The following is a 16084-nucleotide window of genomic DNA, read 5'->3' on the forward strand; positions in this document are numbered from 1 at the left end:
GGCCATGGCGGCGGCCACGTCGAAACTGTCACGCCGGGCCTGATCGACCAGGCGGTTGAGCTGCGGGCTGCCAAATTGCGTCCACCAGCGCTGGTTTGTGGCCTGGGCGGCGTCGCGCTCGGCAAATTGCCAGGCAGCAGGCGGCGCAATACCGCTGTGAATGGCGGTCGGGGTGGCAGCGCAGGCGCCGAGCAGCAGGCACAGGCTGAGCAGGGACAGGTGCGAAGGGAAGCATCGTTTATTCACTGGTCAACGCCTTAACCGGATCGAGCCGGGCAGCTTTACGGGCCGGCATAAAGCCGAATACGACGCCGGTGACCAGCGCGCAACCAAATGCGCCCAGCACGGCCACCAGGGAAAACTGCACCGCCACTTTGGCCAGCACCAGCACGCCGCCCACCAGCAGCGCCAGGGCGATACCGCACAAGCCGCCGACCACCGAAAGCATCACCGCCTCGGTCAGGAACTGGCGCAGGATGTCGCGCTGGCGCGCCCCGGTGGCCATGCGAATGCCAATTTCGCGGGTCCGCTCGCGCACCGTCATCAGCATGATGTTCATCACGCCGATGCCGCCCACCAACAGGGAAATCGCGGCAATCGAGCCAAGCATCAGCGACAGGGTGTTCTGTGTGCGCGCCTCGGCCTGGATCATGGCCGCGTTGTTGGTCAGATGGTAATCGGGCTTGCCATGGTGCAGGCGTTGCATCAGTTGGTTGATCGCCCGTTCGGCCTCGTGCACCCGGTTGCCGTCGGCGGCGGCGATCACCACGTACTCGGGGTTATAGGTGCCGAACAGGCGAATGCTGGCGGCGGTGTAAGGGATGGCGATGCGGTCGTCGCTGTCGGTGTTGCCGGAGCTGGAGCCTTTTTCCTCGAGCACGCCGATCACCTGGAAGGGGACGTTTTCGATCAGGATGTATTGGCCGATGGGGCTGACCAGGCCTTTGAACAGCTTGTCGCGCACGCGTGCGCCGATCACCGCGACGGTAGCGGCGGAGCGCTCGTCGGCCTCGGTGAAATAGCTGCCTTCCACCACTGGCCAGTTGAAGATGATCGGGAAATTGGTGTCATTGCCGCCTACGTAGGCCATGTAGTCGATGTTGCCAAAGCGTACACCGGCCTCGGCGCCGTTGACCGGCATGATGCGCTTGACCTGTGGCAGGGTGGCCAGCGCGGCCACATCCTCGGGGGTAATGATGCCGGGGGGCGTGCGCGGGTTCGGTGAAGAGCCACTGACATACAGAATGTTCGAACCGAAGGCGCCCATCTGCTCCATGACTTGGCGTTTGCTGCCTTCGCCCACCGCCAGCATCACCACCACCGACGCCACGCCGATGATAATCCCCAGCAGGGTCAGCGCGGTACGGAAGCGGTTGATCCACATCACCCGCCACGCCGCCTGTACCGCGTCGAGCAGCTCGGCTTTCCAGGCGCCGTTGTGTTCGGCGCCGTCGACCAGGCGCTGGCGCAGGTCCACCGCCTGCAGGGCGCCGGTGGTGGTGGCGGGCGTTGCCGCGCTGGCATCGGCCGAGTCACTGATGATCAGGCCGTCGCGAATTTCGATGATGCGGTTGGCCCGCGCCGCGACTTCGCGGTCGTGGGTAATCAGGATGACCACATGGCCCTGGCTGGCCAGCTCGTCGAGCAGGGTCATGACCTCGGCGCCGCTGTGGCTGTCGAGGGCGCCGGTGGGTTCGTCCGCCAGGATGATGTGGCCGCCGTTCATCAGTGCGCGGGCAATTGACACACGCTGCTGCTGCCCGCCGGACAACTGGTGCGGGCGGTTACCGGTACGCTCGGCCAAACCCAGGCGGGTGAGCAGGGCGCTGGCGCGGGCATGCCGCTCGGCGGCGCTGATGCCGGCATAGATCGCCGGCATCTCGACGTTTTCCTGGGCCGAGCCCGAGGGGATCAGGTGGTAGCCCTGGAACACAAAACCAAAGGCTTCGCGGCGCAGCCAGGCGAGTTCGTCGCTGTCCAGGTGCGCGACGTTTTCCCCGGCGAACAGGTACTCGCCGACGCTGGGGCGGTCGAGGCAGCCGAGGATGTTCATCAATGTGGACTTGCCGGAGCCGGAGGCGCCGACAATCGCCACGAATTCCCCGGCATGGATCGACAGGTCGATGCCACGCAAGACGTCGACCTGCGGGCTGTCACCGCCGCCGTAGGATTTGCGGATGTTCTTGAGTTTGATCAGGGGCGTGGTCAACTCAACCCCCGTTGCCGTCGGCGGGGCCGATCAGCAGGTGATCGCCTTCGTGCAAACCGTCGAGCACCTGTACGCGCAGGCGGTCGCTGATGCCCAGGCGCACCTCGCGCTCTTCGACGCGCCCGTTCGCAGCCACTACGCGGGCGATCTGCTTGTCGGCGCGGGTGGTGCCCTGCAACGCGGCGACCGGTACGGTGAGGGTGTCCTTGGCTTCGGCGGCGACGAAAAACACCTGGGTGGTCATCTCGGCCATCAAGGTGTTGTCGCTGTTGTCCACGTCCAGCAGCACGGTGTACAGCACCACGCGGCCGCTGCCGCTTTTGCCCGAGCTGTTGGGGCTGCCGCTGCCCTGGGTTTCATTCAGCGGCTTGGGCGGAATCGGCAGGATCTGCCGCACGGTGCTGGTCCAGCGCCGATTGCCGCCGCTCAGGGTGGTGAAGTACGCGGTCATGCCGGGTTTGACATGGCCGATATCGGCTTCCGAGACTTCCGCCCACACGGTCATCGGCGACAACTTGGCAATGCGCAGGATCAACGGGGTCTGCTGCTGGGCGTTGAGGGTCTGGCCGACCCGTGCGTCCACCGCAACCACGGTGCCGGTCATCGGTGCATAGATGCGCGTGTAGCCCAACTCCGCCTCGTCACTGCGCAGGCTGGCCTGGGCCTGGCGGATCTGCGCCTGAAACATGTCGACCCGGGCCTGGGTGGCGCTCAGTTCGGCCTTGGCGGTTTGCACGTCTTCTTCGCGGGTGGCGTTTCCGGCGGCCAGGCGCTGTTGACGCTGGTACTTCTGGCGCGCCAGTGCATGCTGGGCTTTCTGCTCCTGCAACTGGGCCTGAAGGTTTTCGATGGCGTAGCGACTGGCGTCGAGCTTGGCTTTTTGCGTGGAGGGGTCGATTTCGACCAGCAGTTGGCCTTCCTTGACCTGGTCGCCGGCCTCGACATGAATCTCGCGGATCTGCCCGGAGGCCTGGGCCCCCACGTCTACATAACGCCGCGGTTGCAGGGTGCCCAGGGCCGTCACGCTGTTTTCGATATTGCCGCGGCTGACCGTGACGGTGGTCAGGTTGCCACGCCCCGGCGGCAGCACCTGCCAGGCGGCCACGGCGATGATAGGTATCAGGCATGCAATAACGAGCAAGGCGCGTCGGGCGGGGCGAGGGCGTTTCATGCGTTGGTTCCAGCCAGGAAATTCGGGGCCGCAGGAGCGGGGGCTGACTGTTATACGAGGAAAATGCCCGCGAATTTAGGCGTTTACATAGGCTGCAACAACTGAGACGAAGAAAAGAAAATTCTGACGGCACATGTCTACTTTTAAAGTAGATGAGAATTACTATAAATTACACACGACCTAACTGCCATTATTGAACGGCCTGTCTTTTTCGTACTCGAGCACCTAATTCCGCCATCGGCGGTCGGGAGTCATGTTGGAAAACTACTATCGCGAGCTGGTGTGTTTCCTTAACGCCAAGCTGGGCAACCGTCAGGTGGCCGAAGATGTGGTGCATGACGCTTATGTGCGGGTGCTGGAACGTGCCAGCGACACCCCCATCGAGCAACCCCGCGCGTTCCTGTATCGCACCGCGCTGAACCTGGTGATCGATGGTCACCGACGCAACGCTTTGCGCCAGGCCGAACCGTTGGAGGTGCTGGACAGCGAAGAACGCTTCGCCGCCTGTTCGCCCCACGCCTCCCACGACCACGGCCAGCACCTGGAAATGCTCGAGCGCGCCCTGGCCGAGCTGCCGGCGGCCTGCCGCGACAGCTTCCTGCTGCGTAAACTCGATGGTTTGACTCACCTGCAAATCGCCGAGCACCTGAGCATTTCCCGCGCGATGGTGGAGAAACACATCGTCAATGCCATGAAGCACTGCCGGGTGCGGATGCGCGAGTGGGAAGCGTACTGATCAGCGATCGGTTAAATTTTATTTCATTGTCCTCGTTTCCTATCAACACACGGCCTGTTGTTCAGGCCTTGAAGGTATTCCCGCCCCAACCGCCAAGGGGCTTATCCAGAGGACACTGGAATGACACAGGCAATTGCTTCGCCCGCGGTTCACGACCTGATCGGTATCGGTTTCGGCCCTTCGAACCTGGCGCTGGCCATCGCTCTGCAGGAGCGCGAAAAGGCCCAGGGCAAACTGGACGTGCTGTTTCTCGACAAGCAGGCCGACTACCGCTGGCACGGCAATACCCTGGTGACCCAGAGCGAGTTGCAGATTTCGTTCCTCAAGGACCTGGTGACCCTGCGCAACCCCACCAGCCCGTACTCCTTCGTCAACTACCTGAAAGCCCACGACCGCCTGGTGGATTTCATCAACCTCGGCACCTTCTACCCGTGCCGCATGGAGTACAACGACTACCTACGTTGGGTCGCGGGGCAGTTCCAGGCCCAGGCACGCTACGGCGAAGAAGTGCTGGCGATCGAGCCGATCCTGCACCAGCAGCAGGTCGAGGCACTGCGAGTGATCTCCCGCGATGCGTTGGGTGAACAGCATGTGCGCACCACCCGTTCGGTGGTAGTCAGCGCCGGGGGCACGCCGCGTATTCCCGAGGCGTTCAAGGCGCTCAAGGGCGACAGCCGGGTGTTCCACCATTCCCAGTACCTGGAGCGTATGGCCCAGCAGCCGTGCGTTGAAGGCAAGGCGATGCGCATCGCGATCATCGGCGGTGGCCAGAGCGCGGCCGAAGCCTTTATCGATTTGAACGACAGCTTCCCCTCGGTGCAGGTCGACATGATTCTGCGCGGTTCGGCGCTGAAGCCTGCCGATGACAGCCCGTTCGTCAACGAAGTGTTCTCGCCGGCCTTTACCGATCTGGTATTCCAGCAGGTCGGCGCTGAGCGCGAACGCCTGGTCGCCGAGTACCAGAACACTAACTATTCAGTGGTCGACCTGGACCTGATCGAACGTATCTACGGGATTTTCTATCGCCAGAAAGTCTCCGGCATCGCGCGCCAGGCGTTCCGCACCATGACCGTGGTCGAGAAAGCCACCCCAGGCCCGTTGGGCATCGAACTGGTGCTGCGCAATAACGCCAACGGCGAAACCAGCGTCAACCATTACGACGCGGTGATCCTGGCCACCGGCTACGAGCGCCAGATGCACCGCGAGCTGCTGGCGCCGCTGGAAACCTACATGGGCGACTTCGAAGTGAGCCGCGACTACCGCATCGTCACCGACGAACGCTGCCACGCCGGCATCTACATTCAGGGCTTCAGCCAGGCCAGCCACGGCTTGAGCGATACCTTGCTGTCGGTGCTGCCGATCCGGGCGGATGAGATTGCGGCGTCGCTGTATGCGCTGGACCGTGGGCGCGGCAAGGGCCGTTCGGTGCAGGACCTGTTGCTCGCCACCGCCAGCTGACAGGCTGCACTTGTGACACGGGGGGCTGCCTGATACTGTACAAAAAACCAGTATCGGTAACCCTCCATGCAGTTGATCGAAAAACTCAGCATCCTCGCCGACGCCGCCAAGTACGACGCTTCGTGCGCCAGCAGCGGCGCGCCCAAGCGCAGCTCGGAGGGCAAGGCGGGCCTGGGCTCCACCGATGGCATGGGCATCTGCCACAGCTATACGCCGGATGGGCGCTGCGTTTCGCTGCTCAAGGTGTTGCTCACCAACTTCTGCCTCTACGACTGCCAGTACTGCGTCAACCGCCGCTCCAGCGACGTGCCCCGCGCACGCTTCAGCCCGGAAGAGGTGGTGACCCTGACCCTGGATTTCTACCGGCGCAATTGCGTCAGTGGGTTGTTTCTCAGCTCCGGCATCATCCGATCGTCCGACTACACCATGGAACAGTTGGTGCGCGTCGCCAAACTGCTGCGCGAAGAGCATGACTTTCGCGGCTACATCCATCTCAAGACCATTCCCGACGCCGACCCGGCACTGATTGCCGAGGCCGGGCGGTATGCCGATCGCCTCAGCGTGAACATTGAACTGCCAACCGAGGCCAGCCTGCAGACCCTGGCGCCGGAAAAAAAGATTGTGTCGATCAAACAGGCGATGCAGACCATCTACACCGGCGAGCAGACGGTCCGCAACGAACCGCGTGCCCCCCGGTTTGCCCCGGCCGGGCAGAGCACGCAACTGATCGTCGGCGCCGACGACACAGACGACAGCACCATCCTCCACGGCGCCGAGGCGTTGTATGGCAACTTCAAGTTGCGCCGCGTGTATTACTCGGCGTTCAGCCCCATCCCCAACAGCCCGAAAAGCGTGCCATTGGCCGCGCCACCGCTGATGCGCGAGCACCGCTTGTACCAGGCCGACTTTCTGCTGCGCAGCTACGGCTTCAGCGCCGGCGAACTGTTCGAAGGCCCTGGTCACCTGGCGTTGGATATCGACCCCAAACTGGCCTGGGCACTTGAGCACCGCGAGGTGTTCCCGCTGGACCTGAACCGCGCCGAACCCACCTTGATCGCGCGTATTCCGGGGATTGGCCTGCGTACCACCCAGCGTCTGGTGGACCTGCGCCGTGAACGCAAGATCCGCTTCGAAGACCTGGCGCGCATGCGCTGTGTGCTGGCCAAGGCCAAGCCGTTTTTCATCACCAGTGATTACCACCCGCAGCAGGCCGAGAGCACCAGCGTGCTGCTGCGCGAGCAACTGCGCGACCGCCCGCAACCGCAACAGATGGGGCTGTGGGGATGATCAGCCTGGAATGCGACAACCTGTTCAGCACCTGGCGCGAACAGGCGCGCTGGCTGCTCAGCCATCAGGTCGACCCGAGCCAGGTGAGCTGGGGCGAGGCCGAGGTGGCGGATCTGTTTGCCACGGATGAGCCGACTCCTGAAGGGCTTGGGCCGTTTCAGGCGCGGATTCCCAAGGCGTTGCTGGAGTTACTGGAATCGGCGGCCTGTTACCACGGTGATCAACGCTGGAGCCTGCTGTATGAGGTGTTGTGGCGGGTCAGCCATGGCGACCGCACCGCAATGCTGGCCGGGGACAAACTGGGCAGCGAATTGCAGCGGCGGATCAAGCAGGTCAGTCGCGAGGCCCATCACCTGCACGCGTTTGTGCGGTTTATCGCGCTGCCGGCAGAGGCGGGGCCTGAGCTCCCGGAGTATGTGGCCTGGCATGAGCCGGCCCATGACATCCTCAAAAGCGCCAGCGAGCACTTTGTCGGACGCATGGGGCGCCATCGCTGGATGATCGCCACGCCATTGGACGGGGTCTACTACGACGGTGAACAGCTTATTCATCAGCGCGAGTGCCCCGACGCTTGGCGGCAACTGGCGCAGAATGTCGAGGACCCGCACAGCGCCATGTGGCTGACTTACTACAGCCACATTTTCAACCCGGCACGCTTGAACCCCAAGGTGATGGAAGGGCACTTGCCCAGCCGGTTCTGGAAGAACCTGCCAGAAGGCAAGTTGATCCCGGGGTTGATCAGCGAGGCGCGCACGGGCAAGCAGAAGGATGGGCAGGCGAAGCTGATTGGCACCAAGGCCGGCAAACGAATTTCGAGTGGGCGCGGGTAAAAAGTGTGGCGGGGGGCGAGACTGATAGGGGCTGGCAGGAGACTTATTGTGGCGAGCAGGCTCGCCACAGGTGTTTATGCCAACCTGGTTGCGGTGTCTTTGACTACCGCCAGTTCCGGGTGCGCCACCAGCTTGTCGATGTGCAATTCATCGTTGTTCAGCCAGAGCTCCGACACCACCCGGTAATGCTCCATGTCGCGGCAACGCATGCGCAGGCTGTAGTCGAACGGCCCGCTGATCAGTTGGCATTCGAACACTTGGGGGCAGGCTTTCATGCAGGCTTCGAAGGCGCGCTGTGCCGAGCGCCCGCTTTGGTTGGACAAGGCCACCAGCACCAGCAGCGACAATCCTGGCGAGACCAACTGCACATCGATGATCGCCCCGTACCCACGGATCACCCCGCGTCGCTCAAGTTTGCGTACCCGCTCCAGGCAGGGCCTGGGGGTGAGGTGCACCAGTGACGAGAGCTTTTCGTAGGTGATACGCCCCTGGTGGCGCAATACGTCGATGATTGCTTCATCGATGCGATCCAGCGCGGGGGAGGTGTGGGGTCCGTTGGCCTTGGTATCCATGGGTTTCACTTCAAACGGTTGGAAAGAAATTGCTGCAAGCGTTCGCTGTTGGGGTGGTCAAGCATCTCGGCGCCGCCTTGTTCCTCGACCCGGCCCTGGTGCAAAAACAGCACTTGGCTGGACACCTGGCGGGCAAAGCCCATTTCGTGGGTGACCATCAGCATGGTACGACCTTCCTCGGCCAACGTCTGTATGACTTTGAGCACTTCGCCTACCAGTTCCGGGTCGAGTGCGGACGTCGGTTCATCGAACAGAATGATTTCCGGCTCCATCGCCAACGCCCGTGCGATGGCCACGCGCTGTTGTTGGCCACCAGAAAGAAACGCCGGGTATTGATCTGCCACACGGCCCGGCAGGCCGACTTTGTCCAGGTACATCCGTGCGCGTTTTTCGGCTTCGGCTGCCGTTACGCCCAACACCCGGCGCGGCGCCATGGTGATGTTTTCCAGTACGGTCATGTGGCTCCACAGGTTGAAGTGCTGGAACACCATGGCCAGGCGCGTGCGCAGGTTTTGCAGCTGCGCCTGGTGCGGCGCGCGGGTGCCGGCGCGACCCTGGCGCATTTCAATGCTGATGCCGTCCAGGGTGATCACCCCGGCGTCCGGCTGTTCGAGAAAGTTGATGCACCGCAGCAGCGTGCTTTTGCCGGAGCCACTGGCGCCGATCAGGCTGATCACATCGCCATTGCGTGCATTGAGGGATACGCCCTTGAGCACTTCGTGTTCGCCGTAGCGTTTATGAATGCCTTCGACCTGAAGCTTGACGGCAGCTGTCGCCGCCGTGGCAGCAGGCGCGTCAGGAACATTGTCGGGATAAGTGGCCAGGGCCTGCGCGGACTGATTCATGGGTTAGCCTCGGGTAGGAACAAGAAAACGCATCCAGCGACGTTCGGCCAGTCGAAACAGGCCCACCAGTGCAAAGGACAGCAGCATGTAGAGCAGCGCGGCGATACCAAACGCCTGGAACGTCAGAAACGTCTCGGCGTTGGCATCACGGGCCACCTTGAGGATGTCGGCGACGGTGGCGGTGAACGCCAGCGAAGTGGCGTGCAGCATCAGGATCATTTCATTGCTGTAGGCCGGCAACGCACGGCGCAGGGCGGCGGGCACCACTACAAACAGGTTGAGCCGCCAGCCGTGCAGGCCATAGGCGCGCGCCGCTTCGAGTTCGCCGTGGGGAATAGTGCGCATCGCCCCGGCGAAGATTTCAACGGTGTAGGCGCAGGTGTTGAGCACAAAGGCCAGCAGGGTGCAGTTGAGCGCATTGCGGAAAAACTGGTTGAGCAGCGCGTTGTCCTGCACCACCTCCAGGCTGTACAGCCCGGTGTAGCAAATCAACAACTGGATATACAGCGGCGTACCACGAAACAGGTAGGTGTAGACCTCGACCGGCCAGCGCAGCCAGAAGTGCTCCGAGACGCGCGCCAGCGCCAGCGGGATCGACAGGACAAAGCCCAACACCACCGAAATGATGAACAGCCACAGGGTCATGGCAACGCCGGACAACCCCGCGCCATCGCTGAACAGGTAGGCCAGGCCGTATTGCTGAAACAGTTCGATCATCGCGCCATCCCCTTGATGCCGAGGTTGTAGCGCCGTTCGAGGCGCTTGAAGATGCGGTTGGACAGGGTGGTGATCACCAGGTAAACCAGGCCGGCGAGGATCAGGAAGTACAGCGGCTCGTGGGTGCTTTTGCCGGCGTTCTGCGCGGCCTTGACCAGGTCCGACAGACCGATGATTGACACCAGCGCGGTGGACTTGAGCAGCACCAGCCAGTTATTGCCCAGGCCCGGCAGGGCAAAGCGCATCAGTTGCGGGAACAGCACCAGGTGGAAACGCTGCCAGCGGCTCAGGCCGTAGGCGGTGGCGGCTTCCAGTTGGCCGGCCGGCACGCTGAGAATCGCGCCGCGGAAGTTTTCGGTGAAGTACGCGCCGTAGATAAAGCCCAGGGTGATCACTCCGGCAGTGAATGGGTCGATCTCGAAATAGTCCCAGCCGAACACTTCGCTCAGGTCGTTGAGCCACAATTGCAGGCTGTAGAAAATCAGCAGGATCAGCACCAGGTCCGGCACGCTGCGGATCAGCGTGGTGTACAGCGTGGCCGGCACGCGCAGCCATTTGGCGCGGGAAAGCTTGGCACCGGCGGCGATCAGGCCCAGGGACAGGCTTAAAGCCAGTGCGAGGAACGCCAGCTTGACCGTCATCCAGGCGCCTTGGGCCAGCATCGGGCCGTAGCCTTGCAGGTTGAAGAGTTCGTTCATGGGGAGCATCTCTAAAGGCCGCAGACATACCCCTGTGGGAGGACGCTTTTATGAGAGGGGGCTTGCCCCCGATAGCGCTGGTTCAGTCAATACGTGTGTCGACCGGCACGCCCTCATCGGGGGCAAGCCCCCTCCCACACACGTCTTTTCCCACAGGGGATTGTGTTGGCTTATTCGTTGTAGATGTCTTGATCGCCGAAGTATTTCTTCTGGATCTGCGCATAGGTGCCATCCGCCTGTATGGCGGCGATGCCCTTGTTGATCAGCGCGCGTAACTCGGTGTCGTTCTTGCGCAGGCCCATGGCGATATCCAGGGGCAGGGTCGGGTCCTTGAAGGCAGGGCCGGTCTTGAAGTCGGCGCCTTCAGGCTTGGACAGGAAGTTGAGTTGCGCTTCGAGCTTGTCGGTCAGGGTGGCGTCGAGCCGGCCGTTCTGCAGGTCGGCGTAGTTCTGCTCCTGGGACTGGTAGGCCTTGATCTGCGCGCCCAGCTTGGCCAGGTGCGCGCGGGCGTAGGCTTCTTGCAGCGAGCCCTGCAGTACACCGACTTGCTTGCCTTTCAACGATTCCGGGGTGTCGCCGAAGTCGGCGCCTTTGCGGGTGATCACCGAGGTGGGGCTGAGAAACAGCCGGTCCGTGAAGTCGATGACTCTTTCGCGGGCCGGGGTCACGGCCATGGACGACATGATGGCGTCGAACTTACGCGCACGCAGGGCTGGAATCATGCCGTCGAATTCGTTGTGCACCCAGGTGCATTTGACGTCGAGCTTGGCGCAGATCGCATTGCCCAGTTCGATGTCGAAACCTTGCAGGCTGCCGTCAGCGGCCACGGATTCAAAAGGCGGATACTCGGGGAACACGCCGAAGCGAATTTCTTTCCAATCCTGGGCGTGGGCGGCGCTGGCGCAGAGTGGCAACAGCAATGCAGCGAAGAGCGTTCGCAGTGGAGTCATGGGGCGTCCCTATATTTTGTAATTGATGTCAGGGCAGTGAATAACTGGGAGCAGAGAATGCTTCATGGTGGTGCGTTTTTTGTGTCGTTTGCCCGGTGCCTGAAGCGCGAATTGCGCTGTAAAAACGCGTAATGCAGCGGAATCGGCTGTCGCGCGTGCAGAATCGGCTTTTTGGCACTGACGTTCCGGCCTGCATCGGTCGCAAAGCTGCAGGCCAGAGCGGTTTCAGGCGCGCTTTTTGTGCTGTACACGCGGCTGTTGGGCCAGCCGCGCAAACAGGTCTTTCGGGTCGGCCAGGTCCGGTACCAGCTCGAGTTCGCTGCCCACATCCAGCGCCTTGGCCACGTCGAGTACGTAGCGCAGCGCCGAGTAGTCTTCGATGGCAAAGCCCACCGAGTCGAACAGGGTGACCTGGCGCGGGTTCTCGCGGCCGGGTTGCTGGCCGTTGATGACTTGCCACAGTTCGGTCACCGGCGAGTCTTCCGGCATGTGCTGGATTTCCCCTTCGATGCGGCTTTGCGGTTCGTACTCGACGATCACTCGGGCGCGCTCGACGATACGTCGGTCCAGTTCGGTCTTGCCGGGGCAGTCGCCGCCGACGGCGTTGAGGTGCATGCCGGGTTCGATCATCTCGTCGGTGAGGATGGTCGCGTAGGCCTTGTCCGCGGTAACCGTGGTGACGATGTCCGCACCCTTGACCGCTTCGGCCACGCTGCTGGCCAGGATCACCTTGATTGCCGGGAACGCCTTGAGGTTGGCTGCGAGTTTGGCGGTGGCCTTGGCGTCGATATCGAACAGGCGGATTTCAGTGATGCCGAGCATCGCGTGGAAAGCCAGCGCCTGGAACTCACTCTGCGAACCGTTGCCGATCAGCGCCATGCTGCGGCTGTTGTCGCGCGCCAGGTAGCGGGCGACCAGGGCCGAGGTGGCGGCGGTACGGATCGCGGTGGTCAGGGTCATTTCCGCCAGCAGCACCGGCTTGCCGGTGTCCACATCGCCCAGCGCGCCGAAAGCCATCACGGTGAGCATGCCGGCCAGGGTGTTTTTCGGGTGGCCGTTGACGTATTTGAACGCGTACAGCGAGGCGTCGGACACTGGCATCAGCTCGATCACGCCGTCCGGCGAGTGGTTGGCCAGGCGCGCGCATTTTTCGAAATCCTGCCAGCGCAGGTAATCGGCACGAATGTATTCGGCCATTTCGCTGATGCAGGTTGGCAGGCCTTTTTGTGAAACCAGGTAGCTGAGGTCGTTGACGTCAATGTAACGGGTCATGGCAAGACTCCTTATTGAAATGAGGGACGGGCCGGCAAGTGCACTTCGGCCAGCATGCAGCGGGCACTGCCGCCGCCGATGCGTTCGATGTTGTCGATGTTCACCACCACCGGCCGTGTATGGCGTTCCACATGCTGGCGCTGGGCCGGTTGCAGGGCGCGCCAGGCGCTGGCGGACATCACCAGCAAGGGCTGGCCGTCGCGGTCGTGGACTTCGAGCATGTTGCCGGCGAAGGCTTCGAGCTGATCGAAGTCGAGACTGAGGATGTCCTTGCCGGTGTCGCGCAGGGAGCGTTCCAGGGCCTGGCGCTCGTCGGCATTTGGCAGGGCTTGCAGGCACACCACCGAGAGGTCGCGGCCGACACTCATCATCACGTTGCTGTGGTAGATCGGCGTGTGATGGCGGTCGACGGCGTGGAACACGCACAGCCGGTAGTCGAGGCGCTCGGCGAACTGGCGCAGGGCGTCCTGGTGGGTGCGGCCGGAATGGCAGGCGTAGCTGATACGGTGCTGGCGGTCGAGCACCATGCTGCCGGTGCCTTCGAGGAAGATGTTGTGTTGTTCGAGAGGGCTCAGGTCGATGGTTTCGCTGATGGCGAAGCGTTGCTCCAGCACTTGCAGCACGCCTTTGTCGCGTTCCAGTCGTCGGTTCTGGCCTTCCATCGGATACAGCACCAGGCTGCCGTCGGCGTGGCTGCTCCACCAGTTGTTGGGGAAGATCGAGTCGGGGGTGTGCGGCGCCGGGGTGTCCTGCACCACCAGCACTTCCACGCCATGTTGGCGCAGGGTGGCGACATAACCGTCGAACTCTTCCAGCGCTTTCTGCTGTGCGCTGAGTGGGTCGGCGGGCGGGCGTTGGAAACGGTTGTTGATCGCGGTGTCCGGGTTGAAGGCAAAGCGCGCCGGGCGAATCATCAAGACGGTGTTGGTGGTTTGCATGGGTGCACGGGTCCATGGGTTGAGCAGTGGGGGTATTTTGTGGCTTGTGCGGAAAGAATCCCGGCTGAAACGCGGGCGAGGTTCAGCCGGGAAAGCTGAAAAGAGGGGGCGCGCAGCCGAATCGGCTGTCAGTGTGAAATACGCTCAACAGGGAGCAGGGGGGTTGCCCCGATAGCTGAGTATCAGTCAGCAAATCTATCCAATGGCACACCGCCATCGGGGGCAAGCCCCCTCCCACCTTGGTATTGTGGTGTTCGTTAGAGTTGTGTTCGCCAGGAGGAATCATGTCTACCGCCGTTCGCACCGCCCAGGCAGCCGATGCCGAGGGGATCAGCCAGGTCATCCTGGCGGCCTTGCACAGCAGCAATGCACGGGATTACCCGGCGGAGGTGATCGCCCGGGTGGCGAGCAACTTTACCGCTGATGCGGTGCTGGCCTTGCTGCAGCGCCGGGTGGTGCTGGTGGCGGTGCAGGACCAGGTGATTGTCGCTACCGCCGCACTCGATGCCAATGTGGTGCGGTCGGTGTTCGTCGAGCCGGCGCTGCAAGGGCAGGGCATTGGACGGTTGTTGATGATCGAACTCGAAGTGCGCGCTCGCGAGGCCGGGGTCACGGTATTGAGTGTGCCGTCGTCGCTGACCGCCGAGCCGTTCTATACCAGGCTGGGGTTTCATACCGTGCGTGACGTCTATCACGGCAACGAGCGTACGCTGGTGATGGAAAAGGCGTTGTCGTCGCGGCACCCGATCGGGCCGTATCGCGACCGTGCGCATCGCACGCAGGTGGTTGCGTTGTGGCAGCAGGCGTTTGGTTATGACACGGCGCACAACCTGCCGACCCTGGCGATTGACAAGAAGTTGGCGGTCAACGATGGGCTGTTTTTTGTGGCGACGGATAAAAAAGCGGTGATCGGGACGATTCTTGCCGGCTACGACGGGCACCGTGGCTGGCTGTATTCGGTGGCGGTGCACGCTGATTATCGGCGCCAGGGGCTGGGCGCTTCATTGGTGCGACATGCGGAGCAGGCGTTGACGGCGCTGGGCTGCATGAAGATCAACCTGCAGATCACCAGCGGCAATGATGCGGTGGCGGGGTTCTACGAGGCGTTGGGGTATGAGGTGGAGCCGAGGATCAGCATGGGCAAGAAGATTGTGGGGAATATTCCGGCTCAATCCTGAGGTTGCCTCAGATCAAATGTGGGAGGGGGCAAGCCCCCTCCCACATTGGTGTGCGGTGTTGCTGGGTCAGACCTTGACGATCCAGCCCGCTGGCGCTTCGACGTCGCCGGTCTGCACGCCGGTCAGCTCTTTGTAGAGCTTCTGGGTGATCGGGCCGACTTCGGTTTCGCTGTGGAACACGTGCAGTTTGCCGTTGTACTGGATGCCGCCGATCGGCGAAATCACGGCAGCCGTCCCGCAGGCACCGGCTTCCTTGAACTGGTCCAGTTTGTCGATGAACACTTCGCCCTCGATCACTTCCAGGCCCAGGCGGGTCTTGGCCAGTTCGATCAGCGACAGGCGGGTGATGCCTGGCAGCACCGAAGGCGACTTCGGTGTGATGAACTTATTGTCGTGGGTGATTCCGAAGAAGTTGGCCGAGCCGACTTCTTCGATTTTCGAATGGGTCATCGGGTCCAGGTAGATCGCGTCGGCGAAACCGTCTTTTTTAGCTTCCGAACCCGGCATCAGGCTGGCCGCATAGTTGCCCCCGACCTTGGCGGCACCGGTGCCTTGTGGCGCGGCGCGGTCGAAGGTGGAGATCTGGAAGTTGTGGGGCACCAGGCCGCCCTTGAAGTAAGCGCCGACCGGGATGGCGAACACCGAGAAGATGAACTCCGGCGCGGTACGCACGCCGATGTTGTCACCGGTACCGATCACGAACGGGCGCAGGTACAGCGCACCGCCGCTGCCATAGGGCGGGATGAACCGCTCGTTGGCCTTGACCACTTGTTTGCAGGCTTCGATGAAGTCTTCGGTCGACACGTGCGGCATCAACAGGCGTGCACAGCTGCGCTGCATGCGCGCGGCGTTCTGGTCCGGGCGGAACAGGTTGATCGAACCGTCCTTGCAGCGGTAGGCCTTGAGGCCTTCAAAGCACTGCTGGCCATAGTGCAGGGCGGTGGAGCCCTCGCTGATGTGCAGCACGTTGTCGTCGGTCAGGGTGCCTGCTTGCCACTCGCCGTTTTTCCAGACTTGGAGAAACCGTTTGTCGGTCTTGATGTAGTCAAAACCCAGCTTGTCCCAATTGATGCTTTCGTTACCCATGACACCCTCTATCTCTGGTCAACCGCCTGGTCGAAGGCAGGCTTGTCGGTTTTTTTCTGGATGGGCGCAACAATACTTCATTCTTGCTTTGTGTGGGAGCGGGCTTGCTCGCGAATGCAGGGTGTCAGTCAATACAC

The 16084-nt window shown here is 62.3% G+C and carries 15 protein-coding genes and 1 pseudogene; 5 read left to right on the forward strand and 11 right to left on the reverse strand.

The annotated features are described in order from the left end of the window. From WBR57_RS03890 to WBR57_RS03900, 3 genes and pseudogenes are all read right to left on the reverse strand, one after another. Positions 1-246: pseudogene (locus WBR57_RS03890) on the reverse strand (RND transporter); the annotation flags it as partial. After that, positions 239-2209 (reverse strand): MacB family efflux pump subunit, encoded by a 1971-nt coding sequence (locus WBR57_RS03895; RefSeq protein WP_424082293.1) that lies wholly within the window; start codon positions 2207-2209, stop codon positions 239-241. The gene WBR57_RS03895 and the pseudogene WBR57_RS03890, both read right to left, overlap by 8 nt. Before the next feature lies 1 nt (position 2210). Next, on the reverse strand, positions 2211-3380 hold the full coding sequence (locus WBR57_RS03900) for an efflux RND transporter periplasmic adaptor subunit (RefSeq protein ID WP_424082295.1): 1170 nt from the start codon (positions 3378-3380) through the stop codon (positions 2211-2213). Positions 3381-3633: 253 nt separating this feature from the next. Between WBR57_RS03900 and WBR57_RS03905 the strand changes: the two genes are divergently transcribed. From WBR57_RS03905 to WBR57_RS03920, 4 genes are all read left to right on the forward strand, one after another. Then, positions 3634-4116, forward strand: coding sequence for a sigma-70 family RNA polymerase sigma factor (locus tag WBR57_RS03905; RefSeq protein ID WP_424082297.1), 483 nt, complete (start codon positions 3634-3636; stop codon positions 4114-4116). Positions 4117-4236: 120 nt separating this feature from the next. Then, entirely contained in the window at positions 4237-5574 is a 1338-nt protein-coding gene (locus WBR57_RS03910; RefSeq protein WP_424082299.1) for a lysine N(6)-hydroxylase/L-ornithine N(5)-oxygenase family protein, read from the forward strand. A gap of 66 nt (positions 5575-5640) precedes the next feature. Then, positions 5641-6861: a putative DNA modification/repair radical SAM protein gene (locus WBR57_RS03915; protein ID WP_424082301.1), complete on the forward strand. Its 1221-nt coding sequence runs from the start codon at positions 5641-5643 to the stop codon at positions 6859-6861. Continuing rightward, positions 6858-7691, forward strand: a complete 834-nt coding sequence (locus WBR57_RS03920; RefSeq protein WP_424082303.1) for a TIGR03915 family putative DNA repair protein — start codon at positions 6858-6860, stop codon at positions 7689-7691. Before WBR57_RS03915 ends, WBR57_RS03920 begins: the two co-directional genes overlap by 4 nt. 74 nt (positions 7692-7765) lie before the next feature. On the opposite strand, the gene WBR57_RS03925 is transcribed toward WBR57_RS03920, so the two are convergent. From WBR57_RS03925 to ctlX, 7 genes are all read right to left on the reverse strand, one after another. Further along, on the reverse strand, positions 7766-8263 hold the full coding sequence (locus WBR57_RS03925; RefSeq protein WP_424082304.1) for an Lrp/AsnC family transcriptional regulator: 498 nt from the start codon (positions 8261-8263) through the stop codon (positions 7766-7768). 5 nt (positions 8264-8268) lie between these two features. Further along, positions 8269-9108: an ABC transporter ATP-binding protein gene (locus WBR57_RS03930; protein WP_424082306.1), complete on the reverse strand. Its 840-nt coding sequence runs from the start codon at positions 9106-9108 to the stop codon at positions 8269-8271. A 3-nt stretch (positions 9109-9111) separates the two neighbouring features. Then, entirely contained in the window at positions 9112-9825 is a 714-nt protein-coding gene (locus WBR57_RS03935; RefSeq protein ID WP_424082308.1) for an ABC transporter permease, read from the reverse strand. Then, positions 9822-10523, reverse strand: coding sequence for an ABC transporter permease (locus WBR57_RS03940; RefSeq protein WP_424082310.1), 702 nt, complete (start codon positions 10521-10523; stop codon positions 9822-9824). Before WBR57_RS03940 ends, WBR57_RS03935 begins: the two co-directional genes overlap by 4 nt. Before the next feature lie 170 nt (positions 10524-10693). Beyond that, on the reverse strand, positions 10694-11473 hold the full coding sequence (locus tag WBR57_RS03945; RefSeq protein WP_424082313.1) for an ABC transporter substrate-binding protein: 780 nt from the start codon (positions 11471-11473) through the stop codon (positions 10694-10696). A 225-nt stretch (positions 11474-11698) separates the two neighbouring features. Then, complete coding sequence (locus WBR57_RS03950; RefSeq protein WP_424082315.1) at positions 11699-12745, reverse strand: ornithine cyclodeaminase; 1047 nt, start codon at positions 12743-12745, stop codon at positions 11699-11701. An 11-nt stretch (positions 12746-12756) separates the two neighbouring features. After that, positions 12757-13683: a citrulline utilization hydrolase CtlX gene (gene ctlX, locus WBR57_RS03955; protein ID WP_424082317.1), complete on the reverse strand. Its 927-nt coding sequence runs from the start codon at positions 13681-13683 to the stop codon at positions 12757-12759. Positions 13684-13967: 284 nt separating this feature from the next. On the opposite strand from ctlX, the gene WBR57_RS03960 reads away from it, so the two are divergent. Beyond that, complete coding sequence (locus WBR57_RS03960) at positions 13968-14861, forward strand: GNAT family acetyltransferase (protein ID WP_424082319.1); 894 nt, start codon at positions 13968-13970, stop codon at positions 14859-14861. A gap of 66 nt (positions 14862-14927) precedes the next feature. Here WBR57_RS03960 and WBR57_RS03965 read toward each other — a convergent pair whose 3' ends face one another. Then, positions 14928-15947: a branched-chain amino acid aminotransferase gene (locus WBR57_RS03965; RefSeq protein ID WP_122541789.1), complete on the reverse strand. Its 1020-nt coding sequence runs from the start codon at positions 15945-15947 to the stop codon at positions 14928-14930. Positions 15948-16084 lie beyond the last annotated feature (137 nt).

The sequence above is a fragment of the Pseudomonas sp. genome (assembly GCF_049590575.1).
In the GTDB taxonomy this organism is placed as follows: Bacteria; Pseudomonadota; Gammaproteobacteria; order Pseudomonadales; family Pseudomonadaceae; genus Aquipseudomonas.

Bases quoted from the DNA above. Each gene is read 5' to 3' on its own strand.
- WBR57_RS03900 (WP_424082295.1), bottom strand. From the start codon at position 3,380: ATGAAACGCCCTCGCCCCGCCCGACGCGCCTTGCTCGTTATTGCATGC.
- WBR57_RS03905 (WP_424082297.1), top strand. From the start codon at position 3,634: ATGTTGGAAAACTACTATCGCGAGCTGGTGTGTTTCCTTAACGCCAAG.
- WBR57_RS03910 (WP_424082299.1), top strand. From the start codon at position 4,237: ATGACACAGGCAATTGCTTCGCCCGCGGTTCACGACCTGATCGGTATC.
- WBR57_RS03915 (WP_424082301.1), top strand. From the start codon at position 5,641: ATGCAGTTGATCGAAAAACTCAGCATCCTCGCCGACGCCGCCAAGTAC.
- WBR57_RS03920 (WP_424082303.1), top strand. From the start codon at position 6,858: ATGATCAGCCTGGAATGCGACAACCTGTTCAGCACCTGGCGCGAACAG.
- WBR57_RS03925 (WP_424082304.1), bottom strand. From the start codon at position 8,263: ATGGATACCAAGGCCAACGGACCCCACACCTCCCCCGCGCTGGATCGC.
- WBR57_RS03930 (WP_424082306.1), bottom strand. From the start codon at position 9,108: ATGAATCAGTCCGCGCAGGCCCTGGCCACTTATCCCGACAATGTTCCT.
- WBR57_RS03935 (WP_424082308.1), bottom strand. From the start codon at position 9,825: ATGATCGAACTGTTTCAGCAATACGGCCTGGCCTACCTGTTCAGCGAT.
- WBR57_RS03940 (WP_424082310.1), bottom strand. From the start codon at position 10,523: ATGAACGAACTCTTCAACCTGCAAGGCTACGGCCCGATGCTGGCCCAA.
- WBR57_RS03945 (WP_424082313.1), bottom strand. From the start codon at position 11,473: ATGACTCCACTGCGAACGCTCTTCGCTGCATTGCTGTTGCCACTCTGC.
- WBR57_RS03950 (WP_424082315.1), bottom strand. From the start codon at position 12,745: ATGACCCGTTACATTGACGTCAACGACCTCAGCTACCTGGTTTCACAA.
- ctlX (WP_424082317.1), bottom strand. From the start codon at position 13,683: ATGCAAACCACCAACACCGTCTTGATGATTCGCCCGGCGCGCTTTGCC.
- WBR57_RS03960 (WP_424082319.1), top strand. From the start codon at position 13,968: ATGTCTACCGCCGTTCGCACCGCCCAGGCAGCCGATGCCGAGGGGATC.
- WBR57_RS03965 (WP_122541789.1), bottom strand. From the start codon at position 15,947: ATGGGTAACGAAAGCATCAATTGGGACAAGCTGGGTTTTGACTACATC.